This is a genomic window from Amycolatopsis stemonae (assembly GCF_054781455.1).
This window is the reverse complement of record NZ_BAAGUJ010000001.1, coordinates 644,311-669,767: the sequence shown is the minus strand read 5'-3', so window position 1 is coordinate 669,767 and position 25,457 is coordinate 644,311. Positions and strand designations below refer to the sequence as shown.

Here is a 25,457-nt window from a genome sequence, read left to right as displayed (position 1 = left end):
GAGTTCCCCCTCAGTCGACGAGTTCGATGCCCCGGGTTTCCGGCAGGCCCAGCAGCGCGAGCACGGCGATGCCGTAGCCGAGCGCGCCGAACACGATCGCGCCGCCGGCGCCGAGGAAGCCCACGACGGTCGGGAAGATCGCGCCGACCGCGCGGCCGAAGTTGTACGTGAAGCCCTGTCCGGTCCCGCGCAGCGTCGTCGGGTACAGCTCGGCGAGGTATGCGCCGAAGCCGCTGAAGATCGCGGACATCGAGAAGCCGAGCGGGAAGCCGAGGACGAGCACGAGCCCGTTGGCGCCCTTGGGGATCTGCGTGTACGCGACGATCAGCGCGGCCGAGAGCAGCGCGAACGTCAGGAAGGTCTTCTTGCGCCCCAGCAGGTCCGTGAGGTACCCGCCGCAGACGTACCCGACGAAGGCGCCGGTGATCAGGAACGCGAGGTACCCACCGGTGCCGATCACGGTCAGCTCGCGCGTCTTCTTCAGGTAGGACGGCAGCCACGTCGAGATCGTGTAGTAACCACCCTGGACGCCGGTGGCCAGCAGTGCGGCGAAGAACGTCGTGCGCAGCAGGTCGGCCTTGAAGATCTTGACGAGCGTGCCCTTCGGGCGTTCGGCCTTCAGGCGTTCTTCGGCGCGCGGCGCGTCCTTGACGCTCTTGCGGACCCACAGCACGAACAGGGCCGGGATGACGCCGGTCCAGAACATGATCCGCCAGGCCAGGTCGGGGCTCGCCAGGCTGAACACGACGGTGTAGACGATCACCGAGAGGCCCCAGCCGACCGCCCAGGCGCTCTGCACGAACGCCACGGTCCGGCCGCGGTAGCGGGCCTGCGAGTACTCGGCGACCAGCGCGGCGCCGGCCGCCCACTCACCACCGAAGCCCAGGCCCTGCAGGGCGCGGAAGATCAGCAGCGTCTCGAAGTTCGGCGCGAACCCGCAGAGCACGGTGAAGATCGTGTACATCGCGATGGTGAGCTGCAGCGTGCGGACGCGGCCGATCCGGTCGGCCAGCATCCCCGCGCCGACACCGCCGACGGCCGACACGACCAGCGTCGTCGTGCCGAGCAGGCCGGCTTCACCGCTCGAAATGCCGAAGTACGCGGTGATCGCGGCCAGGCCGAGCGGCAGGGTCTGGTAGTCGAACGAGTCCAGGCCGTAGCCGCCGAACGCGCCCAGGAAGGCGCGCCGTCCGCGTTTGCCGAGCGTTCGGAACCAGTCGAACGGCCGGGCCTCGGTAGCTGTTGTCGCAGTCATGGGCACCTCCTGGCCAGTGTCTCATCGTGGCGTGACTCACACAGTAAGGATCGTTGAACAATTCCACAAGACGGCAATTGGATCGTCCTCAGTGTGACGGGTATCATCGGAGCGTGGTCATCGAAGACAGCGGGTCACCGGGCCTGGAGGCCGACCGCGGCCTCGTCAGCCGCAAGAGCACGGCCGAGCGGGTCGCCGGGGTGCTGCGCAAGCGCATCGCGGAGGGCTTCTTCCTGCCCGGCGGGCGCCTGTCGGAGCAGGACATCGGCAACGCGCTCGGCGTCTCGCGCAACACGCTCCGCGAGGCGTTCCGGCTGCTCACGCACGAGCGGCTGCTGGCCCACGAGCTCAACCGAGGCGTCTTCGTCCGCATCCCGAGCGTGGACGACGTCGTCGACATCTACCGCGTCCGCAAGATCATCGAGTGCGCGGCGGTCCGCGGGGTGACGGCGAGGCCCGCTTCGATCGCCCGGATCCGCGAGAAGGTCGAGATCGGCGACGAGGCCGCGCGCACCGGGAACTGGAAGGACCTCGGCACCGCGAACGTCTGGTTCCACCAGGAACTGGCGGCGCTGTCGGGCAGCGAGCGCGTCAACGAGCTGGTCGGCCGGCTGACCGCCGAGCTGCGGCTGGTCTTCCACATCATGGCCGAGCCGCGGCGCTTCCACGAGCGTTATCTGCCGCGCAACCACGAGATCCTGGACCGCCTCGAGGCGGGCGACGGCCCGGGCGCGGAGCAGCTGCTGATGAAGTACCTCGAAGACGCGGAGGAGCAGTTGGTCGGCGCGTACGCCGACCGCGCCGAGGCGGCCCGGGCCGCGATGTCCGAGTAGTGCCCGTTCGGGCATCCTCGCGGCTGGATAACCTCCTGAAAGCCGTGAATGCCACATTGAGGGACTTGAAGTCCCTCAATGTGGCATTCACGGACTTTCCGGGCCGGATCAGCCGGCGTAGCGGGCGAAGATCCTCGTGAAGTCCCACGCCTGCTGGGAAACACCCGAACATGTGTCGTCGTTCGGGTAGCCGCCCGGGCAGGGGCGGTCGCGGTTGGCCGACCAGAACGTCAACCGGGCCAGGTGGTGCTGGTTCGCGTAGCCCAGGATCGTCGTGAAGTCGTTCAGGGTCACCGTCTCGTTGTTGTCCGTGATGCCGTTCATCGACGAGATGCCCATGTGCCGGTAGGCCGTGTCGTCGTCGTAGCCGTAAGCCGCCTTGACGACGTTCTTGAGGCCCTCTGCCGCGCGCTGCGTGAGCGTGCCCATGTTCTGGCCGGCGCCCCCGAAGTCGAACGGCATGATGACCCAGCCGTCGACCGTGAGCCCGGACTGCGCCGCCCGGTTGACGAGGCTGTTGTCCGGTCCGGACTGCCCGGTGCCGAACGTGACGTAGATCTTGATGCCCGGGTTGTTCGCCCGGACCGTCTTCAGCGCGTCGACCGTGCGTTGCTGCACCGTCGGGTTGCTGTAGGCGTCGGCCTCGATGTCGATGTCGATCGCCTTGAGGCCGTAGGCGCTGATCACCTTCTGGTAGCCCGCCGCCAGTTCACCCGCGCTCCCGCACGAGGACTCCAGCTTGTTGCCCGAGTAGCCGCCGAACGACGGGATGACGTCGCCGCCGCCCGCGCGCACCGCGTTGATGGTGTTCTGGTCGACACCGCCGGTCAGCGCCCGGCCGCCGTCCCACTGCGGGTTGCAGTAGCCGTTGGACAGGATGAACGCCAGCGTGAACCACTTGACGCCGGTGGCGTTCTGGATCGTCTGCGGGCTCGGCGGGTTGCCCCAGCCGTTGTAGAGGTACGGCGCCACGGCCATCACACCCGGCCCGGACGGCGGCGGGGTGGTGCCGCCGGACGGGAGCGTCCACTGCTGGTTGGCCGTGCTCGCGCACGTCCAGATCTGCAGCCGCGTCCCGTTCGCGCTGGAGTTCCCGGTCGCGTCGAGGCACTTGCCCGAACCGGTGTTGACGAGGTTCTTCGCCGCGTTGGCCGTCCACTTCTGTGCGGCGGAGCCGTTGCAGTCCCAGAGCTGGATCTGCGTGCCGTTGGCCGTCCCCGCGCTCGTCACGTCGAGGCACTTGCCCAGCGCCTGCAGGGAACCGTCGGACCCGACCGTCCACTGTTGAGCGTTGGTGCCATTGCAGTCGTAGAGCTGGATCGCCGTGCCGTTGGCGCTGCTCGCCGCGTTGACGTCGACGCACTTGCCGGCGATCCCGGTGATCGGGCCGGTCGCCGCCTGGGCCGCCCCGGGCAGGGCGACCATTGCGGACGCCGCGATCAGGGCGCCGAATGCTGCTCGTTTCTTCATGCGGGCACGTTCCACTTCTGGTTGGCGGCGCCGGTGCAGGTCCAGATCTGCAGCCGGGTGCCGTTCGCACTCGAGTTGCCGGTGGCGTCGACGCACTTGTTCGAGCCGGACCCGACGATGTCCTTGGCCGCGGTGGCCGCCCACCGCTGGTTGGCCGTCCCGCCGCAGTCCCACAGCTGCAGCTGTGCTCCGTCCGCTGTGGACTGACCGGTGACGTCGAGGCACTTGCCCAGCGCGCGGATCGTGCCGTCGGTGCCGACCGTCCACTGCTGCGCGCCCGAGCCGTTGCAGTCGTAGAGCTGGACTGCCGTGCCGTTGGCGCTGTTGGCGCCCGCGACGTCCATGCACTTGCCGCCGAGGCCGGTGATGGCGCCGGTCTTGCCGCCGCTGTTGCCCTGGTTGCCGGCCCAGGTGAACGTCGCCGACGTCTGGCCGGGCAGCGTGTAGGTGAACGACGAGTTGCCCCAGTTCACCCGCACGCTCTGGTTGGCCGTGCTGGAGTTGTACGCGATGAGCGCCTTCGAGCCGTCCGGGTTCTTCCAGGCGACGTTGCGGACCGTCGAGTTGTCGTTCGAGTCGATCCGGTACGCGCCCGGCTTCACGAACTTCGTCAGGTGGCCCATCGTGTAGTACTCGACGGTGTAGTCGACCTGCCCGCTGCGCGAGTCTCCGTTGTGGACGGTGATCAGGCCGGTGCAGGTGCCGCAGCCGCCGTTGTGCGGGCCCATGTTCTGGTCGACGGCGAGGCTCCACTTGGTGACGCTCTTCGACCAGTTGCGCGTGTAGTCGACGATGTTGTTCATGTCCTCGGCCTGCTGGTTGGAGATCCAGGTGCCCCCGGAGTGCTCGGTCGAGTAGGCGTTGACGTTCGGGTACTGGTTGTGCGTCGTCGTCTGCTGCGCGATGTCGCCGCCGTACCCGTGCCAGGCGACGCCGCCGAAGTTCGGGTGGTTGCGGATCGCCGGGTCGTCCAGCGTCGGCGCGCCGTAGGACGCGTAGGTGTCCCAGTTCCAGTCGAGCGCGAGGACCTTTGTGGACAGTCCGGCGCCCTGCAGGGCCGGCAGCAGGTTGTTCTTGGCGAAGTACGCGAGGCCCGAGCCGTTCCAGTTGGTCGACGGGTAGCTCGAGCAGCACGTCGGCTCGTTCTGCATCGACACGTAGTCGATCGGCACGCCCGCGGCCTGGTAGGCCTGGAGGTACTTGACGAAGTACTGCGCGTAGGCCGGGTAGTACTGCGACTGGACCCAGCCCAGCAGGTAGCTGTCGTTGTCCTTCATCCAGGGCGGCGCGCTCCACGGCGACGCCATCACCTTGGCCTGCGGGTTGAGCTGCTTGGCCTGCTTGGTCAGCGGCAGCACGTCCGCCTGGTCGTGGGCGATCGAGAAGTGCGTCAGGTTCGGGTCGGTCTGGCCGGCCGGCATGTCGTCGAAGGTGTAGCTGTAGCGCGCCAGGTCGGACGCGCCCAGCGGGTTGCGGATGAAGCTCAGCCCGATGCCGTTGTTCGGGTCGAACAACTTGCGCATCGTGTCGTCGCGGGTGGCCTGCGACAGCGCGCCGCTGGAGTTCATCAGCCAGGCCGCGGTGTCCGTGAAGGACGCTCCGCCGCCTTCGAACTGCTGGTACGTGGTGCCTTCGTTGACGTTGATGGTCACGCCGCCGGATCCGGTGCCCGAGGCGAAGGTGATCGGGGTCTGCTGCTGGAGACCGCGGGTGACCTGGCGGCCGCCGGAGTCGCTGGTGGTGGTGAGCCAGACGTTGACCGTCTCGCCCGCGGCCTGCGCGGGCGCGGCGAAGGTGGCCGCGGCGAGCGCGGTCACGCCGAGCAGCGTGAGCAGTTTCTTCATGGGAGCGTCCACTTCTGGTTCGCGCCGGACCCGCAGGTCCAGATCTGGAGGCGGGTGCCGTTCGCACTCGAGTTGCCGGTCGCGTCGAGGCACTTGCCGGACCCCGCGTTCACGAGGTTCCGCGACCCGTTGGCCGACCACTTCTGGGCGGTGCTGCCGTTGCAGTCCCAGAGCTGGATCGGCGTGCCGTTGGCGGTGCCGGCACTGGTGACGTCGAGGCACTTGCCGAGCGCTTTCACGGTGCCGTCGCTGCCGACCGTCCACTGCTGGGCGGTCGTGCCGTTGCAGTCGTAGAGCTGGACCGCCGTGCCGTTCGCGTTGTTCGCGCCCGCGACGTCGACGCACTTGCCGCCGAGGCCGGTGATCCGCCCGGCGTTCTGGGTGGGCGGCGTGGTGGTGCCGCCGGCGAACTGCGTCGCGACCTGCTCGCCGAGGCTCGTCGCGTTGGCGTGGTTCTCGATCGGGTTGACGTGCGTGTTCGGGAACACGATGTACGTGACCGGGCCCTCGGTGCCGCCGTTGGACGGGTCGGGGTTGATGCCGAGGTTGACGGCGGTCGCGTAGGACGCTTCGCCGATGATGCTCGTCGGCCCGGTGTCACCGACCACGGCGTAGGTGACCTGGTTGTTGTAGATCACCGCCACGACGGAACCGCCGTCGATGCCGTAGTTGCGGTAGTCCCAGGTGGACGTCGGCTGCGGCAGGACGATGTAGGGCAGTTGCGCCGCGTTCAGCGGCTGGTCGGCCGAGGTGTGGAACGCGGTGTCGGGGTAGAAGCAGCAGTCGGTCTGCTCGTTGCACTGCGAGGTGCGGACGCCGTCGCAGTCGATGTCCATGTCGGCCGTGAAGAACACGGCACCATTGGCCTGGCAGACGGGCACGGTCGCCGCGCCGCCTTCGTCGAAGGAATACTTGCCGTTCGAGATCTGCTGGCAGTTCTGCGTCTTCGCGAGCAGCTGGCTCGCGGACGGACCTGCCTCGACGGCGGCTTGGGCGGAGCCGGTGGTCAGGGAAGAAAGCGCTAACAGGGCACACCCCATTAGCGCGACGAGAATTCGTCGCACTGGGATTCTCCTCGTGGGGAAAGGAAAGAGTGCCGGGTAGGCGGACCGGGCGGGGTCCGCCTACCCGAGGGGATCGATCAGGGCGTGGTCCACTTCTGGTTGGCCGTGCCGGCGCAGGTCCAGATCTGCAGCCGGGTGCCGTTCGCGCTGGAGTTGCCGGTGGCGTCGAGGCACTTGTTCGCGTTGGGGTTCACGATGTCGTTGGCGCCGGAGATCGCCCATTTCTGGGCGACGGTCCCGTTGCAGTCGTAGAGCTGCACCGGTGTCCCGTCCGCGGTGCCCGCTGCGCTGACGTCCATGCACTTGCCGAGCGCGCGGATCGTGCCGTCGCTGGCGATCGTCCAGTTCTGCGCCGCGTTGTTGTTGCAGTCGGTGATCTGGATGGGCGTGCCGTTGGCGGTGTTCGCGCCCGCGACGTCGACGCACTTGCCGCCGATGCCGGTGATCCGCCCGGTCCGCCCGCTCGGCGGGGTGCCGCCGCCGGTGTCGGTCGTGACGTGCACGTAGTCGACGACCAGCTGCTGCGGGAACTGCGTGCTGCTGTTGGGGTCGCCGGGCCAGTACCCGCCGACGGCGAGGTTCAGGATGATGAAGAAGTTGTGGTCGTAGACCCAGCGGTTGCCGTTGAGGTCGGCGGGCGTGCGGGTCTGGTAGAGGTTCCCGTCGACGTACCACTTGATCTGGTTGGGCGACCAGTCGACGGCGTAGGTGTGGAAGTCGTCGGAGAAGTTCGGGCCGTTGTAGGCCGCGCCGATACCGCCGGAGCCGGAGTAGCCCGGGCCGTGGATGGTGCCGTGGACGGTGTTCGGCTCGAAGCCGACGTTCTCCATGACGTCGATCTCGCCGTCGGTCGGCCAGTTGCCGCCGCCGAGCATCCAGAAGGCCGGCCACATGCCCTGCCCGCGCGGGAGCTTCATGCGGGTCTCGAAGTGGCCGTAGGCCTGGCTGAACTTGCCGGCCGTGTTCATCCGCGCGGAGGTGTACTCGCAGCGGCCGTACCAGCAGTTGTAGTTGCCCGGGTTTTCCTTCTTGGCGGTGATCACGAGGTGGCCCTGGCCGTCGAGCTGGGCGTTGTTGGTGCCCGACGTGTAGTACTGCCGCTCGTGGTTGTTGACGTTGTCCCCGGTCTCGAGCTGCCACTTCGACCCGTCGACGGCCGACCCGGCGGGGCCGTTGAAGTCGTCGGTGAAGGTGGCGGCGGCCTCGGCCACCGTGGGGGTCAGGACCTGCTGGCCGAGCAGGAGCAGGGCGCCGGCCGCCAGGAGTGCCGCTGTTCTTCTTCTGGCTCTGCGGAACGAGGTGGACATCGTTGTCGCCTCTCTCACCGTTGAGGGGAACGGCGTTCCGCGCGCAGCACGGAACGCGGGGAGGGGGAGGTGGCCTCGCATGCCGGGGCGGCGGCAGGCGCGACCGGTTCGCCGTCACTCGCGCTCCGGGGCGGGGTGGGGTGCGGGCGGCGGCGGGCTTTGTTGTGCCTGGCAACAAAGTATGCATGGTCCAGACAAGGCGGGCAACCGTCGGGCGGTCATTTTTTTTCAACCCGAATTAAGGGTGAGGGGGTTACGGTGAGTGGTTCCCGCTGACCGGGGCACGTCCTTCCGGGCACCCCGAAGTCTGATTGTGACTACGGCCGGCAGGACCGCGTCAAGGCGGGAAAGCGTGCCTTGACCCGGTGCTGCCGGCCGTGTTCTGGCTTCGGATCGGGGTGCGGGAGGGGGTGTGGGTTCCGTCGTGGCTCTTCTAGGCTGCGTCGGAGTCCGGGGCTCCTGGTTTGGCGATCCTTGATGTCGCGCCCTGGTTCAGGAGGTCTGCTACCGGCAGGGTTGCCGCTCCTGTTGCCACTGCGTCCAGGCCCAGTGAACCCAGCTGGATCGATGTCTGGCTGAACGGATGCCTCAGTGCGTGCTCGCCCGCTGCTTTGCGGATGCGGGGTAGCAGTTGCTCGCCCAGGGCCAAGCCTGCCCAGCCGCCGATCACTATGCGCTCCGGGTTGAACAAGTTGATCAGGTTCGCTATCCCCGCGCCCAGGTAGCCTGCCGTTTCGTCCAGGACCCGGGCTGCCGTCTTCGACTTGCTCGCCGCCTCCAGCAGGGCCTTGAACCGGGCCTGCTCGTCCTCGCCCGGGACGTCCTTGCCCCTCGCCTTGCGGTACCGGGCCAGTACTCCGCCCGCGCCGATGTACGCCTCCAGGCAGCCCAGGGCGCCGCAACGGCACTGCTGACCGCCGTACGCGATCGTGGTGTGGCCCCACTCGCCCGCGCTGCTCGTCGAGCCCCGGTACGTCGTTCCGTCCGTGACGACCGCGGCTCCGACGCCCGAGCCGATCAGGGCGATCACGGCGTGGCGGGCGCCGCGGCCCGCGCCGAACCACATCTCCGCCTGGCCCTGCGTCTTCGCGCCGTTGTCGACGAACAACGGGAGCGAAACCCCCGCGTCCTGCAGCAGGGAGACCAGCGGGACCGCGTCCCAGCCCACCGTCGGTGCGTGGACCAGCACCCGCGAGCCCTGCTCGACCGTGCCCGGGACGCCGATGCCCACGCCGAGCACACTCGCCTCGTCGAAGTCCGCGAACACCTCGCGCAGGCCGGACGTCACCTGCTCGACCGCCGTTGCCGGGTCCGGTGCCTTCGGGAGGGGGTGCTCGACCGTGGCGAGGCGGTTCATCGCCAGGTCGAACAGCTCCACCTTGACGCCCGTTTCGCCGATGTCGACGCCCGCGACGTGCCCGTACGCCGGGTCGACGCGCAGCAGGACCCGCGGCCGGCCGCCGTCCGATTCGACCTGGCCCGCCTCGGTGATGAGCCGTTCTTCGCCCAGTTCGGCCGTCACGTTGCTGACCGTGGCGGCGCTCAATCCGGTGAGCTGGCTGAGTTCGTGACGCGACAGCGGCCCGTCGAAGTACAGTTTCGAAAGCAGCAGGGAACGGTTGTGCCGCCGCAGATCGCGGACGGTGGTGCGCTTGCTCGCCATGGGCAACCCATCTGGAACTCTTACCGGCTCACGACCAGCATGCCTGATCACCGTAAGTTGTGGCTATGTATTAAGTGGTGAACTAAGTCCCGAACTCATGGTCGCACGGGCGGTGTCTGGCACAATCCCCCAGGTGACCCAGGTGGTGCGCCAAACGACCAGAGACCTCCGACGGCACAACCGCGCGGCACTCCTGTCCTCCCTCTACCTCCGCGGGCCCGTCAGCAGGCTGGAACTGGTAGCTGAATCGGGATTGTCGGCCGCCACCGTTACCAACGTCGTCTCCGAGCTCATCGCGGACGGCGTCGTCGCGGAGGCGGGCTCGGTCGAATCCGACGGCGGGCGGCCCCGGACGCTGCTGGCCGTGCGGCCCGACTTCGGGCAGGTCGTGGGCGTGGACGTCAGCGAGACGCACGTCGAGGTCGGCCTGTTCGACTGCGCGCTCGGCACCCTCGGCACGGTGCGCCACCCGCTCGTCGGGACTCGCCTCGATCCGGACGAAGTGGCCGGATTGGTGCGAACCGGCATCGCGGAAGTGTGCGAAGGCGGCGAACCGGGCGCGGTGTTCGGCGTCGGCATCGGCGTGCCCGGCGCGGTCCGCGACGGCGGGATCGTGCACGCGCCGACGCTCGGCTGGAGCGGCGTGGCCTTCGCCGACCTGATCCACCCGCACATCGAAGCGCTGTTCCCGCCGGGGCCGGGCCCCGAACCCCGGCCGGGGGACAAGCCCTCCTGGACTCCCCGAAAGATGCCGTTGCACCTCGACAACCGCGCCCGCACACTCGGCCAGGTCGAGACCTGGCGCGGGGCCGGCCGGGGCGCCGAACGCGCCATCGTCGTCCTGCTCGGCGTCGGCGTCGGGGCCGCCGTCGCGACGGCGGGGCGCTCGCACCCGGACATCACCACCAGCGAGTGGGGCCACACCGTCGTCAAGGCGGCCGGCGCGGCCTGCCGCTGCGGCTCCCACGGCTGCCTGGAGGCCTACGTCGGTACCGAGGCAGTCGTCCGGCACTACGCCGACCGCGTCGGCAAGGAACCGATCATCGGGGACGAAAGCGACGAAGAGCTGGCCCGGATCGTGGCCGAAGCGACGACCGGGGGGCCCGCCGCCGACGTGCTCGCCGAGACCGGCGAGTACCTCGGCATCGGCATCGCGAACCTGATCAACCTGCTCAGCCCGGACCGGGTCGTGCTCTCCGGGTCCGCGGGGGCGATCATGGGACCGGCGATCCTGCCCGCCGTGCGCGACGCGGTCGGCCGGCATGCGCTGGACTACCTGGCGGAGCGCACCGAGGTCGTCCTCGGGCGGCTCGGGCCCGAGGCGGTCGCGCTCGGCGCGGCGACCCTGCCCATCGCGCAACTGCTCGCGAGCGGGGGCCGGACCGGCTGAAACCCTTGCGCCGCAAGGAGTAGTTCCGGCCAGAGGTCCAGACCGACAGTTCTTTCAGTACTTAAACTTAGGCACAAAAAGTTACCACCGCGTTATTGACGTGACCCGAGTCACCCGGGTTGACTTCGGGGCGTCGTTCGGTCGCCGGCGGTCGGGGCCTCGCTACCAGTCGACAGCAAGAAGTCGTCGATGACCAGGAGGAACCGATGCGAGTCAAGCGCTCCATCGTCGCAGCGCTAGTGGCAGTGATGGCTCTGGGGGGCCTGACCGCGTGTTCGGGCGGCAGCTCGACCGCTGTGCAGGGCAACCCGGACCAGGTGCTCACCGTGGGCAAGCCCGACGGCCCGCAGTCGGAGAACAACAACCCGTTCCTCGAGACGTCCGCCCTGTCGAACATGGGCTACCGGTGGATGATCTACGAGCCCCTGGTCATGCTCAACCGCGTCAAGCCGCAGGAGCCCGGCAAGCCGTGGCTCGCGACGAAGTGGGACTGGTCGGACAACTACAAGAAGCTCGTCCTGACCGTCCGTGACGGCGTCAAGTTCTCCGACGGCCAGCCGATGACCGGCGACGACGTCGCCTACACGTTCCAGCTGCTGCGCGACAACAAGGCGTTGAACATCGACGCCGTGCCGTACAAGGACGTCACCGCCGCCGGTAACCAGGTGACGCTGGCGTTCGACACCTCCCAGTTCGTCAACCAGGTCAAGATCCTGCAGACGCTCGTCGTGCCCAAGCACGTCTGGCAGTCGGTCAAGGACCCGGCGCTCGACCTGGTGAAGAACCCGATCGGCACCGGCCCGTACACGCTCAAGTCGTTCACGCCGCAGACGATGATCGTCACCCGGCGCGACAGCGGCTACTGGCAGGAAGCGCCGAAGGTCAAGGAGATCCGCTACACCTCCTACACCGACAACAACGCGCAGGTCGCCGCGCTCGTCAGCGGGGCCTCGGAGTGGAGCTTCGTCTTCATCCCGAACTACAAGGCCGTCTACACCAGCAAGGACCCGCAGCACTACAAGCTGTGGTTCCCCGCGCAGCTGGCCGTCCACGGCCTGTGGTTCAACACCGAGAAGGCGCCGTGGAACGACGCGAAGCTGCGTCAGGCGGTCAGCAAGGTGATCAACCGCGACGACATCTTCAACCAGGGCGAGGCCGGCTACTTCTACCCGAAGAACGACCAGGTCACCGGCATCCCGACGCCGGCGGGCGACCCGTTCATCGCGCCGGAGTACAAGGGCAAGACGGTCCAGGTCGACGTCCCGGGCGCCAAGGCGCTGCTGACCGGAGCGGGCTACAAGTTCACCGGCGACAAGCTGGCGGACCCGAGCGGCAAGCCGGTCACCCTCAAGCTCACGGTCCCGTCGGGCTGGTCGGACTACATCACCGACCTGGAGATCATCAAGGACAACCTGGCGCAGATCGGCATCACCGCCACAGTCGACAAGATGAACCAGGACGCGTGGACGAAGTCGGTCGACACCGGTGACTTCGAGGGCCTGATGCACTGGACCAACGACGGTGCGACGCCGTACGACATGTACCGCGACGTGATGGACGGCAACCGCTACAAGCCGACCGGCCAGGGTGGCATCAACGGCAACTACGGCCGCTTCAAGAACGACGAGGCGACCAAGGCGCTCGAGGCGTACGCCAACGCCGAGGACGACGCCTCCCGCACCGCCGCCATGGCGACGCTGCAGAAGATCATGATCGACCAGCAGCCGATGGTCCCGACCTCGGCGGCCAACTCGGGCGGCGAGTACAGCACGAAGAACTGGGTCGGCTGGCCGGACGACGCCAACCCGTACGGCCCGGCGCAGCCCACGCTGCGCAACGCGCTCGACATCGTCCTGCACCTGAAGCCCGCGGCCTGATCGATGGCGGAGTCCGTGGCAACGACCGAGCAGTCCCCCTCCGACCCCGTCGCCGTCGGGTCGGAGGGGGACCTCCCCGTGGTCCTCGAGGCCGCGGGCCTCACCAAGCACTTCCCCGTACGACGGCGCGGGCGCGCGGCGCTCACCGGCCCGCGCCGCGCCGTCCAAGCCGTCGACGACGTCACCTTGACGCTCCGGCGGGGCCGCGTCACCGCCCTCGTCGGCGAGTCGGGTTCGGGCAAGTCGACCGTCGCGCGGCTGCTCGCGGGGCTCTACCCGCGGACCGCCGGTGACATCCGGCTGCACGGCGAGGCCGTGAACATCAAGCACGGCAAGGCCTTCCGCGCCTACGCCCGCCGGGTCCAGATGATCTTCCAGGACCCGTTCGCGTCGCTGAACCCCGTGCACACCGTGCGCTACCACCTGACGCGCGCGCTGAAGATCCACGGCCGCGAGGGTGACGACCTCGAAAAGTCGTTGCACGACCTGCTTTCGCGCGTGCAGATGACACCGCCCGAGCGGTACATCGACAAGTTCCCGCACGAGCTGTCGGGCGGGCAGCGCCAGCGCGTCGCGATCGCGCGGGCGCTCGGCGCCGACCCGGAGGCCCTGCTGGCCGACGAGCCGGTGTCCATGTTGGACGTTTCCATCCGGCTCGGCGTGCTGAACCTGCTGCGGGACCTCAAGGAGCGCCTGCACCTCGCGATCCTGTACATCACGCACGACATCGCGTCGGCGCGCTACTTCGCCGACGAGACGATGGTGATGTACGCGGGCCGCATGGTCGAGGGCGGCGACAGCGAGACCATCACGCAGCGGCCGGCGCACCCGTACACCCGGCTGCTGATCGAGTCCGCGCCCGACCCGGACCGGCTGACCGCGGGCGCCGATCCCGCCGAGGTCCCGGCCGAGCGCGGAGCCGGCGAGCCGCCGAGCCTGATCGACCCGCCGTCCGGCTGCCGGTTCCACCCGCGGTGCCCGGTCGCGATGGAGCGGTGCAAGACCGACCTGCCGCCGCGGTTCGACGTCGACGACGCGCCCGGCCACTGGGCCGCGTGCTGGCTGTACGACGGGGCCGCCCGATGAGGTACCTGCTGCAACGGCTCGTCTTCTACGTCTTCACGGCGTGGGCCGCCGTCACCATCAACTTCTTCATCCCGCGGCTGATCCCGGGCGACCCGGTCCAGTCGCTGATCGCGAAGAACCAGGGCATGATCAGCGCGGACGCGATCCAGTCGCTGTACGTCCTGTTCGGACTCGACAAGAACGAAAGCCTGATCTCCCAGTACTTCGACTACTGGGGCCAGCTCTTCCGGGGCGACCTCGGGATCTCGTTCACGTTCTTCCCGACGCCGGTGTCCGACCTGCTGAGCGACAGCCTGCCGTGGACGATCATCCTGGTCGGCATCACCACGATCATCGGCTTCGCGCTCGGCACCGGGCTCGGCGTGGTCGCCGGCTGGAAGCGCGGCTCGTGGGTCGACGGCCTGCTCCCGGTGACGACGTTCCTCTCGTCGATCCCGTACTTCTGGCTCGGCCTGATCGCGCTGACGCTGCTGGCCGGGCCGGGGAGCTTCTTCCCGTCGTCCGGCGGTTTCGACCCGGGCCTGGTGCCCGGCTGGGACGGCGGTTTCATCGGCAGCGCGATCCAGCACGGCCTGCTGCCCGCGATCACCATCCTGATCAGCTCGATGGGCAGCTGGATCCTGGGCATGCGCAACATGATGGTCACCGTCGCGTCGGAGGACTACGTCACCGTCGCGCACGCCAAGGGCCTGCCCGAACGCCGGGTGATGGTCGGGTACGCCGCCCGCAACGCGTTGCTGCCCAGCGTGTCCGGCTTCGCGCTGGCCCTCGGGTTCATCGTCGGCGGCACGCTGCTCGTGGAGATCGTCTTCTCCTACCCGGGGGTCGGCTACCAGCTGTTCCAGGCCGTCGGCTCGCAGGACTACCCGCTGATGCAGGGCATCTTCCTGATCATCACGCTGTCGGTGCTGGTGGCGAACCTGTTCGCCGACGTCGCGTACCTCGCGCTCGACCCGCGCACCCGGAAGGAGGGCTGACATGGCCGTACCCGCGGCGGACGTCAAAGCCGCCCAGGCCCTCCCCGTCGACGCGGTCGCCCGCCGGCGCCGCTTCCGCTTCCTCACCGGCGGCAAGACGGCCACCGGCCTCGGCGTGATCGTCTTCTTCGTCGTGATCGCGGTCATCGGGGACTGGATCGCGCCGTACGACCCGTCGGCCCGCAGCAACGACCTGCTGGAGTCGCCCTCGGGGCGGCACTGGTTCGGCACCACCCACCTCGGCCAGGACATCTTCAGTCAGGTCGTGGTCGGCACGCGCAGCGTCATGCTCGTCGGGCTGACCGCGGGGATCGTGGCGACGATCCTCGCGGTGATCGTCGGCGTGACGTCCGGGTACCTCGGCGGTACCCCGGGCGAAGGCCTGTCCGCGCTGTCCAACGTGTTCCTGGTGATCCCGGCGCTGCCGCTGATCATCATCATCGGCAGCGCGGTCCCGACCGGCGGTGACTACCTGGTGGCGGTGATCATCGGGTTCACGTCCTGGGCGTGGGGCGCGCGAGTCCTGAGAGCGCAGACGCTTTCGTTGCGCGGCCGGGAGTACGTCGAAGCGGCCCGGGCCACCGGCGAGTCGACGTGGCGGATCATCTTCTTCGAGATCCTGCCGAACCTGACCGCGGTGATCGCGTCGAGCTTCGTCGGCACGGTGATCTTCGCCGTGATGTCGGAGATCACGCTCGCGTTCGTCGGCGTCTCGGGACTGTCCAACTGGAACTGGGGCACGATCCTGTTCTGGGCGCAGAGCCAGCAGGCCCTCGCGCAAGGCGCGTGGTGGTGGTTCGTGCCAGCTGGCCTGGCCATCGCGCTCCTCGGCACCGCGTTGTCCCTGCTCAACTTCGGCATCGACGAGTTCGTCAGCCCGCGCCTGCGCGGCAGCGGCAAGGCACGCGTCAAGGGCGCCGACGGACGGACGCATCGCATGCGCGTGGGCTTCACGCCCGTGCTCGGGCGGGAGGAACAGCCATGATGGACCCGGTCCTGGAGATCAAGGGCCTGGACGTCGACTACGGCGTCGGCGACGAGGCCGTGCGCGCGGTCCGGGACGTGCACCTGACGCTGCACCGCGGCGAAGTCCTCGGCCTGGCCGGGGAAAGCGGCAGCGGCAAGTCCACGTTGGCCTACGGGCTGACGCGGCTGCTCGCGCCGCCGGGCGTGATCCGCGGCGGCCAGGTGCTCTACCACCCCGCCGACGGCGAGCCCTACGACGTCCTGAAGCTGACGGACAGGCAGCTGCGGGACTTCCGCTGGGCCGAAACGTCCATTGTGTTCCAGGGCGCGATGAACTCGCTGAACCCGGTGCACAAGGTCGTCACGCAGCTGGTCGACGTCATCAAGGCGCACGAGCCGAAGTCGACCCGCGCGGGCCGGGTGGCGCGGGCGCGGGACCTGCTCAAGCTGGTCGGGATTTCGGCCGACCGGCTGGAGTCCTACCCGCACCAGCTCTCCGGCGGCATGCGCCAGCGCGTGATGATCGCGATGGCGCTCGCGCTCGAACCGCGGATCGTCATCATGGACGAGCCGACCACCGCGCTCGACGTCGTCATGCAGCGCCAGATCCTCGGCCAGCTCGTCGAACTGCGCGAGCGGCTGGGCTTCTCGGTCCTGTTCATCACGCACGACCTTTCGCTGCTGGTGGAGTTTTCGGACCGGATCGCGATCATGTACGGCGGCCGGATCGTCGAGCAGGCGCCGGCGGCCGACCTCTACCGGGACGCGCTGCACCCGTACAGCCACGGCCTGCTGAACTCGTTCCCCGCGCTGCGCGGTCCGCGTCGCGAGCTCGCGGGGATCCCGGGCTCGCCCCCGGACACGCGGGGGATGCCGGCCGGCTGCGCGTTCCACCCGCGGTGCCCCAAGGCTTTCGAGCCGTGTGACGACCGGGTGCCGCTGCTCGGCACGCCCGGCGACCCGGCGCGCGAAGTGGCGTGCTGGCTGCACCCCGTCGCCACTCCCTGAACGCCATCCGGTCCACTTGGAGGAGACCTGCCTTGACCGAGACCACAGCCGCGACCGCCGAACAGCAGGCGCTGATCGACACCCTGCCGCCGGACTTCCGCTGGGGCGTCGCCACCGCCGCGTACCAGATCGAAGGCGCGGTCGCGGAAGACGGGCGCACTCCGTCCATTTGGGACACCTTCTGCCAGGTCCCGTGGGCGATCGACAACAATGACAACGGTGACGTGGCGTGCGACCACTACCACCGGATGCCCGAGGACGTCGCGCTGGTCGGCGAGCTGGGCGCGGACACCTACCGGTTTTCCGTGGCGTGGCCCCGGGTCCAGCCGCGCGGCCGCGGTGGCGTCAACGAGGCGGGCATCGGCTTCTACGACCGGCTGGTCGACGAGACGCTGAGCCGCGGGATCACGCCGTGGCTCACGCTGTACCACTGGGACCTCCCGCAGGAGCTGGAGGACGCGGGCGGCTGGCCGGCGCGGGACACGGCCTACCGGTTCGCGGACTACGCGATGCTGGTGTTCGACCGGCTGTCCGACCGGGTCCGGCACTGGACGACGCTGAACGAGCCGTGGTGCTCGGCGATGCACGGGTACGTGCACGGCGTGATGGCGCCGGGGCGGCGTGACTACGCGGCGGGGCTGCACGCGGTGCACCACCTGCTGCTGGGCCACGGCCTCGCGACGCAGCGGATGCGCGAGGCCGCACCGGCGGACACGCAGTTCGGCATCACGCTCAACATGTGCACGGCCGACCCGGCGACGGACTCGCCCGAGGACGTCCGCGCGGCGCGCCAGGCGGACGGCCTGGGCGTCCGGATCTACCTGGACCCGCTGGTGCACGGCCGTTACCCGGCGGACGTGGTGGACGACCTGGCGTCGCGCGGGGTGAAGCTGCCGGTCCAGGACGGCGACCTGTCGATCATTTCGACACCGCTGGACTTCCTGGGCGTCAACTACTACTTCGGCCAGCAGTTCTCGGGCGTCGACGAGACGGGCCGGACCGTCGACGACGACGGCGTCCCGGCGTCGCGCGTGGTGCCGTTCGGCGAGCCGACGACGGCGATGGGCTGGGAGATCCTGCCGGCGAAGTTCACCGAGCTGCTGACCCGCCTCGGCCGCGACTACCCGGGCCTCCCGATGTACATCACGGAGAACGGCTCGGCGTTCGACGACGACCCGGACTCGTCGGGCTTCGTCCGCGACGAGCAGCGCACGGCGTACTTCGCCTCCCACATCGCCGCGGTGGCGGCGGCCCGCCAGGCGGGCGCGGACGTCCGGGGCTACTTCGCCTGGTCCCTTTTGGACAACTTCGAATGGGCGTACGGCTACGCGAAGCGGTTCGGCCTGGTCCGGGTGGACTACGAAACGCAGCAACGCACGATCAAGCAGAGCGGCTACTTCTACCGCGACACGGTCCGCCGGGTCCGCGGCGGCTGACGACCTCCGGCAGGTGCCCGGCCACCGTGGGACCGTGGTCCCTGGTGGCCGGGACCCACCGTCCGCACAATCGGGGACCATGGACGCATGGGACGCGGTGATCGTCGGGAGCGGGCACAACGCGCTCGTCGCGGGGGCCTTCCTGGCGCGGGACGGCTGGCGGGTGCTCGTGCTGGAGGAGCGCGACCGGCCCGGCGGGCTCGTCCGGACCGAGGAACTGACCCTGCCCGGGTTCAAGCACGACGTCTTCGCGTCGGCGCACCCGCTGTTCACCGCCGGTCCGGCGTACGCCGCGCTCGCGCCGGACCTCGCCGAGCTCGGGCTCGAGTACCGGCAGCCGCGGTACTGGTCCGGGGTCGCGACGCCCGAGGGCAGCGCCGTGCTTTCCACGAACCCGGAGGAGAACCTCGCCGAGGCGGAGCGGCTCGGCGACGGCCCGGCGTTCGCCAAGCTGCTCAAGGACTTCGAGCCGCACGTCGAGCCCGTGTTCGGGCTGCTCGGCGCCGAGCTGAGCAGTGCCGAGTCCGCGCGGACGATCGAGCGGCTCTTCTCGGGACGCCACGGTCTGTCCGACTTCGCGCACCTCTTCACCCTGACCGCGCGGGACCTGCTGACCGAGACCTTCACCTCGCCCGTGCTGCGCGCCGCGCTCGCGCCGTGGGCGCTGCACCTCGGCCGCGGCCCGGACGAGGTCAACAGCGGTCTGTGGGTGCTGCTGTGCCAGGTCGCGCTCAGCACGGCCGGGATGCCGACACCCGCGGGCGGCAGCGAACGGCTCGTCCAGGCGCTCGCCGAGCTGGTCACCCGGCACGGCGGCACCGTGCGCACGGAAGCGCGCGTCGAAAAAGTGCTGGTCAAGGACGGCCGGGCCCGCGGCGTGCGGCTGGCGGACGGCGAGGTCGTCCACGCGCGGCGGGCGGTGCTGGCGTCGGTCAACCCCGACCAGCTGTACCTCGAGCTGCTCGCCGACGAGCCGTCCGCGGTGCCGCCGCGGATCCGCGCGCAGGCCGGTCGGTTCCGCTACGGCCGGGGGTGCTTCGTGCTGCACCTCGCGTTGTCCGAGCCGCCGCGGTTCGCCGACGAACGGCTGAACAGCGCCGGCGAGCCACACCTGAGCGGCGGCCTGGACGCGCTTTCGCGGTCGGTCAACGAAGCCACGCGCGGCCTGCTGCCCGCGGAACCGACCATCGCGTTCGACGTGCCGTCCAATGTAGACAGTTCACGCGCGCCGTCGGGCCGGGCCACCGCGCGGCTGCAGCTGCTCGACGTCCCGACGCACCCGCGTGGCGACGCGGCCGGCGAGATCGAGGCCGACGGCTGGACCACGGCCGTCAAGCAGGCGTTCGCGGACCGAGTCCTGGCGCAGGTCGCGCGGTACGCGCCGAACGTGCCGGGCAGCGTCCTCGGCATGCACGTCGTGGCGCCGGACGACCTCGCGCGCGCCAACCGCAACTGCGGCCCGGGCGACCCGTTCGGCGGCAGCCACGACCTGGCCCAGAGCTACCTGTTCCGGCCGCTGCCGGGGCAGCCGTCGCACGAGACGCCGGTGCCGGGCCTGTGGATGCTCGGCGCGGCGACCTGGCCCGGGCACGGCGTCAACGGCGCGTCCGGCTACATCGTGGCCCGCTCGTTGCTCACGTGATGGAGGTGGGGCCTGCCCCACCGCGCCGGTGGTGGTGCGCACCATGGTCCGGGCCGCTCGCCGCCCCTAGCGTCGGAGAGGTCACCGACCACGGGGGTAACCATGACCGCGACGACCGAGCTCCGACCCACCCCGACTCCGCCCAGGCCGGCCTGGTGGCGGCGGCCGTGGATCGGGCCGCTGGCCCTGCTCGTGCTCGCCTTTCTTTCCTTCTCGCTGCCGCCGTACCTGGCGCTCGACCCCGCCCAGTCGCGGGTCCCGGCGCCCGAGGGGTTCCCGGCGCACTACTGGTTCCTCGTCGGGCACGTCGTCTTCGGCTCGGTCGCGATGATCGGCGCCGTGCTGCAGATCTGGCCGTGGCTGCGCCGGACGCACCCGGTGGTGCACCGCTACGCGGGCCGTGCGTACGTCTTCGCCGGTGTGCTGCCCTCCGGGCTGATGGCCCTGACCATCGGGTCGCAGAGCCCGTTCGGCCCGGTGACGCGCGTCAGCGACGTGCTCGCCGCGGTGCTGTGGATCGGGTGCACCATCGCCGGCTGGCGGGCGGTGCGCGAACGCCGGTTCGGTGACCACCGCAAGTGGATGATCCGCAGTGTCACGCTGACCTTCTCGATCATCGTCAACCGCGTGATCTCGCCGATCGCGATGATCGTGCTGGAACCGCGGATCGCGACGACCTTCGGCGGCAGCGAACTCGCCTACAGCCAGAGCGTCGGCGCCCTTTCCTCCTGGGGCGGGCTGGCGTTCGGGCTGCTCGTCAGCCAGCTGATCCTGGAGCGGCGGCCCGCGCGGAAGCGAGCCAGCGCGCGATGATCGTCCGCTGGATTTCCGAAGCGCCTTCGTAGATCCGAGGCGCCCGGACTTCGCGGTAGAGGTGTTCGAGCAGGTGCCCGCGTCGCAAGGCGCGGGCACCGTGCAGTTGCACCGCCGAGTCGACGACGAACTGCGCGGCCTCGGTCGCGAACAGCTTCGCCATCGCCGCGCGACCGCCGAGGTTCGGCTCGCCCGCGTCGTACGCGCCCGCGGCGGCGTAGACCAGGAGCCGGGCGGCTTCCGTGCGCGTGGCCATCTCGGCGAGCGCGTGCGCGACCGCCTGTTGCTTGATCAGGGGGCCACCGAAGGCTTCGCGTTGTCCGGTGTAGTCCACAGTGGCGTCCAATGCGGACTGTGCCATCCCGACGGCGAACGCGCCGACGCTCGGGCGGAACAGGTCCAGCGTCCGCATCGCGACCGCGAAGCCGCGGTTCTCCTCGCCGAGCAGCTCTTCACGCCGGACCTCGACGCCGTCGAACGTGACCGTGCCGATCGGGTGCGGGCTCACCAGGTCCAGGTGCTCGCCACCCAGCCCCGGCCGGTCGGCGGGGACGACGAACGCGCTGACCCCGCGGGAACCCGCGCCTTCCGTCGTGCGCGCGAACACCGTGTAGAAGTCGGCTTCGGGCGCGTTCGAGATCCACATCTTCTCGCCGGTGAGGCGCCAGCCGTCGCCGTCGGGTTCCGCGGCCAACGACAGCGCGGCGGCGTCGGAACCGGCGTCCGGCTCGGTCAGCGCGAACGCCGCCACCGCGTCGCCGGCCGCCACGGCGGGCAGCCACTTCGCGACCTGATCGTCCTGCCCGGACTGCAGGACCGGGTAGCTTCCCAGTCCCTGCAGGGCCAGCGCCGTCTCGGCCTCGGTGCTCACCGTGGCCAGGTTTTCGCGCAGGATGCACAGGTCCGTCGCCGCCGCCTGCCTCGACGGCTTCCCCTCGGCGACGCCGGGGAAGAGCCGGGCGAGCAGGCCGAGCGCACCCATCGCCTTGAGCAAAGGCCGGTTGACGGCACCCGCCACACCGGACTCGGCGAGCGGCAGCAGCTGTTCGGCAGCGAGCCGGCGCACCTGCGCGGCGAAGGCCTGCTGGGACGGATCGAGCGTGAAGGTCATGCCGGAGCTCCCGGTCGCCAGCGGGCATGGGCGGTGCCGGCCGGGCCGGACCGGACGAGGTCGAGCCGTGGTTCCGGGCCGTCGCTGCGGCCGGTCTGCGGCTTCCGGCTGCCCGCGGCGAACGGCTTCGGCCACGGCATCGGGTAGTCCTGCTCGGCCGCCGCGTGCAGCGTCCACTGTGGATCGTAGAGGTGCGTGCGGCCGAGGGCGCAGAGGTCCGCGCGGCCGGCCAGGATGAGCGAGTTGACGTCGTCGTACGACGAAATGGCGCCGACCGCGATCACGGCGATGCCGTACTCTTCGCCGATCTCGTTGCGGATCCGGTCGGCGTACGGCGTCTGGTAGCTGCGGCCGTACTGCGGGCGTTCCTCGCTGACGACCTGGCCCGTCGAGACGTCGATGCCCGCGGCGCCGTGGGCCGCGAACGCGCGCGCGATCTCCACCGCGTCATCGGCGTCGATGCCGCCCTCGCACCAGTCGGTCGCCGAGATGCGGACGGTCATCGGCCGTTCGGCGGGCCAGACGGCACGCACCGCGTCGAAGACTTCGAGGGGGAAGCGCAGCCGGTTCTCCAGCGATCCGCCGTACTCGTCACTCCGCTGGTTGGTCAGCGGTGAAAGGAAAGAAGACAGCAGGTAGCCGTGCGCGCAGTGCAGTTCGAGGACGTCGAACCCGGCGCGAGCGGCGGCCTCCGCGCACGCCACGAACTCCGCGCGGATCGAGTCGAGATCCGTTGTGGACAGTTCGCGCGGGACCTGGTTCCGCTCGGAGTAGGCCAGCGCGGACGGACCGCAGACCTCCCAGTTGCCCGAGGGGAGGGGCTCGTCGATGCCGTCCCACATCAGCTTCGTCGATCCCTTGCGGCCGGAGTGTCCCAATTGGACACCGATGCGGGAGGACGTCTGGGTGTGCACGAAGTCGACGACGCGCTTCCACGCGGCTTCCTGTTCCGCCGTGTAGAGACCGCCGCAGCCGGGCGTGATCCGGCCCTCGGGGGAGACGCAGACCATCTCCGTCATCACCAGCCCGGCGCCGCCGAGAGCCTTGCTTCCCAGGTGCACCAGGTGGAAGTCGCCCGGAACACCGTCCACAGCGGAATACATGTCCATCGGCGAGACGATGATCCGGTTCGGCAGTTCAAGCGAACCGAGCTTGAACGGCTGGAACATCGGCGGCCGCGACGTCGTCCCGAGCGACCGCGCGAACCAGTGGTCCAGCTCGGTGGCGAACTCCGGATCGCGCAGGCGCAGGTTGTCGTAGGTGACGCGGCGGCTGCGCGTGAGGATGTTGAACGCGAACTGCGGCGGCTCCTGGTGGGTGTACTGCGCGATGTTCTCGAACCACTCCAGGCTCGCCTGCGCGGCGCGCTGCGTCGACTGGACGACCGGCCGCCGTTCCAGCTCGTACGCCTTGAGCGCCTCCGTGACGCCTTCGTGTTCGTGGAGGCACGCGGCCAGCGCCAGCGCGTCCTCCATCGCCAGCTTCGTGCCCGAGCCGATCGAGAAGTGCGCGGTGTGCGCCGCATCGCCGAGCAGGACGACGTTGTCGCGCACCCAGCTCTCGCACCGGACCGTGCCGAACGAGACCCACTTCGAGTTGTTGGCCATGACGTTGTGCCCACCGAGGACGCCGGCGCACAGCTCACGGATCAGCGCGATGGACTTCTCGTCGCTCTCGCCCGGCTTCAGCGCGGTTGACGCGATCGGCCCGAACGTCCGCTGCCAGACGTCCTCCTGCACCTCGAGGATGAACGTGCTGCCGTCTCGGCCGTACGGGTAGCCGTGGATCTGCATGATCCCGGCCGGGGTCTCGAGGACATAGAACTTGAAGGCGTCGAAGACGAGGTCCGTGCCGAGCCAGATGTAGCGGCAGCGGCGGGTCTCGACGCTCGGCCGGAACGTCTCGGCGTGCCGCGCGCGCACCGCCGAGTTGACGCCGTCGGCCGCGACGACCAGGTCGTAGCCGGAGAGGTCCGTCGGCGCCTCTTCGCGGAAGTGCAGGCCGACGCCCAGTTCGGCGCAGCGGCTCTGCAGGATGCCGAGCAGGCGCTTGCGGCTCATCGCGGCGAAGCCGTGGCCGCCCGAGGTGGTGACCGTGCCGCGGTAGTGGACGTCGATGTCGTCCCAGCGCGCGAACTCGGCCGTCATGGCTTCGTGCACCGCCGCGTCGGCGTGCTCGATGCCGCCGAGCGTCTCGTCGGAGAACACGACGCCGAAGCCGAACGTGTCGTCCGGCGCGTTGCGCTCCCAGACGGTGATTTCGTGACTGTGACCACCGGGGCTTCGCCCCGGGCCGGGGGCTTTGCCACCCGGACCCCCGAAAAGCGAGGTGTGACCGAGCTGTTTCGCCAGCGCGGCGAAGTACAGACCCGCCGGGCCGCCACCGATGACCGCGATACGCACGCCGTCCAGGGTATGTCGTTGTGACTACGACCGTCAATAACGCGAAAGATGGCGTACGGTGTCCCGCATGGAACGCATCAACCCGCCGGAGCTGGGCAAGCCGTCCGGGTTCTCGCACGCGGTGGTGGCCGAGGGCCGCGTCGTATTCCTCGCCGGGCAGACCGCGCTGGACGCGTCGAACCGGATCGTCGGCGACGGCGTCGTCGAGCAGTTCGAGCAGGCGCTCGGCAACCTGCTGGCGTCCCTGCGCGCGGCGGGTGGGACGCCGGCGGACCTCTGCAGCGTGACGATCTACATCGTCGACCTGGCGGACTACCGCGCCCACGCGCGCGAGATCGGCGGCGTCTGGAAGCGGCTCGCGGGCACCGAGTACCCGGCGATGGCGGGCATCGGCGTCTCCCGGCTGTGGGACGAGGAGGCCTTGGTCGAGGTCCAGGGCTTCGCGGTGCTCAGCCGAAGCTGATCGACTTCGCGACGTACGCCCGCGCCGGGTTTTCCAGCTGTGCGTGCAGCTCGAAGAACAGCTCGGCCGCGCGGATGCCGGACCAGTCGCGGGGCAGGAACTCCGCGGGCAGGCCGGGGTCGAGGTAGGGCATCCGCCGCCAGCCGGTCAGCACGCGGACGTAGTCGGCGAAGGCCTGCTCTTCGGTCACGGACCTGCGGCGCAGCGCCGGGCCGTGCTCGTCGAGGAACGTCGTGTACAGCTCGTCGAGCCGATCGAGGTCCCACCACTCGCGGACCTTCGCGGCGACGTCGCCGAACGCCAGGTGCTCGGCGCGGAACAGGTCGGCGTACCCGGCCAGGCCGAGCCGGGTCAGCGCCTCCTCGGTCGCCGCGTGGAGGTGGGCCGGCGCGATCCAGACGCCCGACGCGGCGGTGCCGAAGCCCATCCGCGCGAGCTGGGTGCGCAGGAGGTGCCGCTTGTGCCGCTCGGTCTCCGGCACCGAGAACACCGCGAGCAGCCAGCCGTCGGCCGGGGTCGCGCGGCCGCGGCGGAAGATCCGCTCGTCGCCCTCGCGGAGGATTTCGCGCGCGTCGTCGGACAGCTCGTACCCGGCCGTCGCGCCGCGGCGCACCGCTTCGAGGATCCCGCGCCGCTTCAGCCGGGAGATCGACGAGCGCACGGCGGGCTCGTCGACCCCGACGGCGGCCAGCAGGTCGATCAAGGAGGCGACCGAAAGCCAGCCGCCTTCGGTGCGCGAGTAGAGGCCGTACACCGTCACGATGAGCTGGCGAGGCTGGGCCGCACGGCCGGAGCCGTCCAGCTCGGTTGCCTCGGGTACGGCCGTCATCGGGCCACAATAACAACCCGG

20 protein-coding genes are annotated in these 25,457 nt (G+C 69.8%); 11 read left to right on the top strand and 9 right to left on the bottom strand.

What is annotated here, in order from left to right:
* Positions 1-10: 10 nt before the first annotated feature.
* On the bottom strand, positions 11-1,255 hold the full coding sequence (locus ACYVLJ_RS03305) for an MFS transporter (RefSeq protein WP_451968695.1): 1,245 nt from the start codon (positions 1,253-1,255) through the stop codon (positions 11-13).
* A gap of 113 nt (positions 1,256-1,368) precedes the next feature.
* Here ACYVLJ_RS03305 and ACYVLJ_RS03300 point away from each other — a divergent pair, with 113 nt between their 5' ends.
* Complete coding sequence (locus tag ACYVLJ_RS03300) at positions 1,369-2,088, top strand: GntR family transcriptional regulator (RefSeq protein WP_460437702.1); 720 nt, start codon at positions 1,369-1,371, stop codon at positions 2,086-2,088.
* 108 nt (positions 2,089-2,196) lie between these two features.
* Here ACYVLJ_RS03300 and ACYVLJ_RS03295 read toward each other — a convergent pair whose 3' ends face one another.
* The 5 genes from ACYVLJ_RS03295 to ACYVLJ_RS03275 form a co-directional block, all read right to left on the bottom strand.
* The gene (locus ACYVLJ_RS03295; protein ID WP_460437701.1) at positions 2,197-3,558 is read right to left on the bottom strand and encodes a ricin-type beta-trefoil lectin domain protein; all 1,362 of its coding nucleotides are present in this window, start codon (positions 3,556-3,558) and stop codon (positions 2,197-2,199) included.
* A complete protein-coding gene (locus tag ACYVLJ_RS03290) occupies positions 3,555-5,402 on the bottom strand; it encodes a ricin-type beta-trefoil lectin domain protein (protein ID WP_460437700.1) in 1,848 nt (615 codons plus the stop codon). Before ACYVLJ_RS03290 ends, ACYVLJ_RS03295 begins: the two co-directional genes overlap by 4 nt.
* A complete protein-coding gene (locus ACYVLJ_RS03285; RefSeq protein ID WP_451968691.1) occupies positions 5,399-6,466 on the bottom strand; it encodes a ricin-type beta-trefoil lectin domain protein in 1,068 nt (355 codons plus the stop codon). The genes ACYVLJ_RS03290 and ACYVLJ_RS03285 overlap by 4 nt, the downstream gene beginning before the upstream one ends.
* A 77-nt stretch (positions 6,467-6,543) precedes the next feature.
* Positions 6,544-7,773: an RICIN domain-containing protein gene (locus ACYVLJ_RS03280; RefSeq protein ID WP_460437699.1), complete on the bottom strand. Its 1,230-nt coding sequence runs from the start codon at positions 7,771-7,773 to the stop codon at positions 6,544-6,546.
* 433 nt (positions 7,774-8,206) lie between these two features.
* Positions 8,207-9,436 (bottom strand): ROK family transcriptional regulator, encoded by a 1,230-nt coding sequence (locus tag ACYVLJ_RS03275; protein ID WP_460437698.1) that lies wholly within the window; start codon positions 9,434-9,436, stop codon positions 8,207-8,209.
* A gap of 133 nt (positions 9,437-9,569) precedes the next feature.
* Here ACYVLJ_RS03275 and ACYVLJ_RS03270 point away from each other — a divergent pair, with 133 nt between their 5' ends.
* The 9 genes from ACYVLJ_RS03270 to ACYVLJ_RS03230 all read left to right on the top strand — a co-directional run bounded on the left by ACYVLJ_RS03270 (position 9,570) and on the right by ACYVLJ_RS03230 (position 20,631).
* Positions 9,570-10,826, top strand: a complete 1,257-nt coding sequence (locus ACYVLJ_RS03270; RefSeq protein WP_460437697.1) for an ROK family transcriptional regulator — start codon at positions 9,570-9,572, stop codon at positions 10,824-10,826.
* 248 nt (positions 10,827-11,074) lie between these two features.
* Positions 11,075-12,703 carry an ABC transporter substrate-binding protein gene (locus ACYVLJ_RS03265; protein ID WP_460437696.1) on the top strand — a complete coding sequence of 543 codons (1,629 nt, stop codon included), beginning with the start codon at positions 11,075-11,077 and terminating at the stop codon, positions 12,701-12,703.
* 78 nt (positions 12,704-12,781) lie between these two features.
* On the top strand, positions 12,782-13,789 hold the full coding sequence (locus tag ACYVLJ_RS03260; RefSeq protein WP_460438003.1) for an ABC transporter ATP-binding protein: 1,008 nt from the start codon (positions 12,782-12,784) through the stop codon (positions 13,787-13,789).
* Positions 13,786-14,766 carry an ABC transporter permease gene (locus ACYVLJ_RS03255; protein WP_451968683.1) on the top strand — a complete coding sequence of 327 codons (981 nt, stop codon included), beginning with the start codon at positions 13,786-13,788 and terminating at the stop codon, positions 14,764-14,766. The genes ACYVLJ_RS03260 and ACYVLJ_RS03255 overlap by 4 nt, the downstream gene beginning before the upstream one ends.
* A 1-nt stretch (position 14,767) precedes the next feature.
* Positions 14,768-15,751, top strand: a complete 984-nt coding sequence (locus tag ACYVLJ_RS03250; protein WP_451968681.1) for an ABC transporter permease — start codon at positions 14,768-14,770, stop codon at positions 15,749-15,751.
* Positions 15,748-16,740, top strand: a complete 993-nt coding sequence (locus tag ACYVLJ_RS03245) for an ABC transporter ATP-binding protein (RefSeq protein ID WP_460437695.1) — start codon at positions 15,748-15,750, stop codon at positions 16,738-16,740. The genes ACYVLJ_RS03250 and ACYVLJ_RS03245 overlap by 4 nt, the downstream gene beginning before the upstream one ends.
* Positions 16,741-16,772: 32 nt before the next feature.
* On the top strand, positions 16,773-18,176 hold the full coding sequence (locus ACYVLJ_RS03240) for a glycoside hydrolase family 1 protein (protein WP_460437694.1): 1,404 nt from the start codon (positions 16,773-16,775) through the stop codon (positions 18,174-18,176).
* A 79-nt stretch (positions 18,177-18,255) separates the two neighbouring features.
* The gene (locus ACYVLJ_RS03235) at positions 18,256-19,818 is read left to right on the top strand and encodes a phytoene desaturase family protein (protein ID WP_460437693.1); all 1,563 of its coding nucleotides are present in this window, start codon (positions 18,256-18,258) and stop codon (positions 19,816-19,818) included.
* 102 nt (positions 19,819-19,920) lie between these two features.
* On the top strand, positions 19,921-20,631 hold the full coding sequence (locus ACYVLJ_RS03230; RefSeq protein ID WP_460437692.1) for a DUF2306 domain-containing protein: 711 nt from the start codon (positions 19,921-19,923) through the stop codon (positions 20,629-20,631).
* Here the strand turns inward: ACYVLJ_RS03230 and ACYVLJ_RS03225 are convergent.
* Together ACYVLJ_RS03225 and ACYVLJ_RS03220 are read right to left on the bottom strand one after the other, a co-directional pair.
* Entirely contained in the window at positions 20,576-21,742 is a 1,167-nt protein-coding gene (locus ACYVLJ_RS03225) for an acyl-CoA dehydrogenase family protein (protein WP_460437691.1), read from the bottom strand. The genes ACYVLJ_RS03230 and ACYVLJ_RS03225 overlap by 56 nt on opposite strands.
* Positions 21,739-24,144 (bottom strand): oxidoreductase, encoded by a 2,406-nt coding sequence (locus ACYVLJ_RS03220; RefSeq protein ID WP_460437690.1) that lies wholly within the window; start codon positions 24,142-24,144, stop codon positions 21,739-21,741. The genes ACYVLJ_RS03225 and ACYVLJ_RS03220 overlap by 4 nt, the downstream gene beginning before the upstream one ends.
* A gap of 67 nt (positions 24,145-24,211) precedes the next feature.
* On the opposite strand from ACYVLJ_RS03220, the gene ACYVLJ_RS03215 reads away from it, so the two are divergent.
* Entirely contained in the window at positions 24,212-24,607 is a 396-nt protein-coding gene (locus tag ACYVLJ_RS03215) for a RidA family protein (RefSeq protein WP_451968667.1), read from the top strand.
* On the opposite strand, the gene ACYVLJ_RS03210 is transcribed toward ACYVLJ_RS03215, so the two are convergent.
* Positions 24,594-25,436, bottom strand: a complete 843-nt coding sequence (locus tag ACYVLJ_RS03210; RefSeq protein ID WP_460437689.1) for a PaaX family transcriptional regulator — start codon at positions 25,434-25,436, stop codon at positions 24,594-24,596. The two genes, ACYVLJ_RS03215 and ACYVLJ_RS03210, sit on opposite strands and share 14 nt — an antisense overlap.
* Positions 25,437-25,457 lie beyond the last annotated feature (21 nt).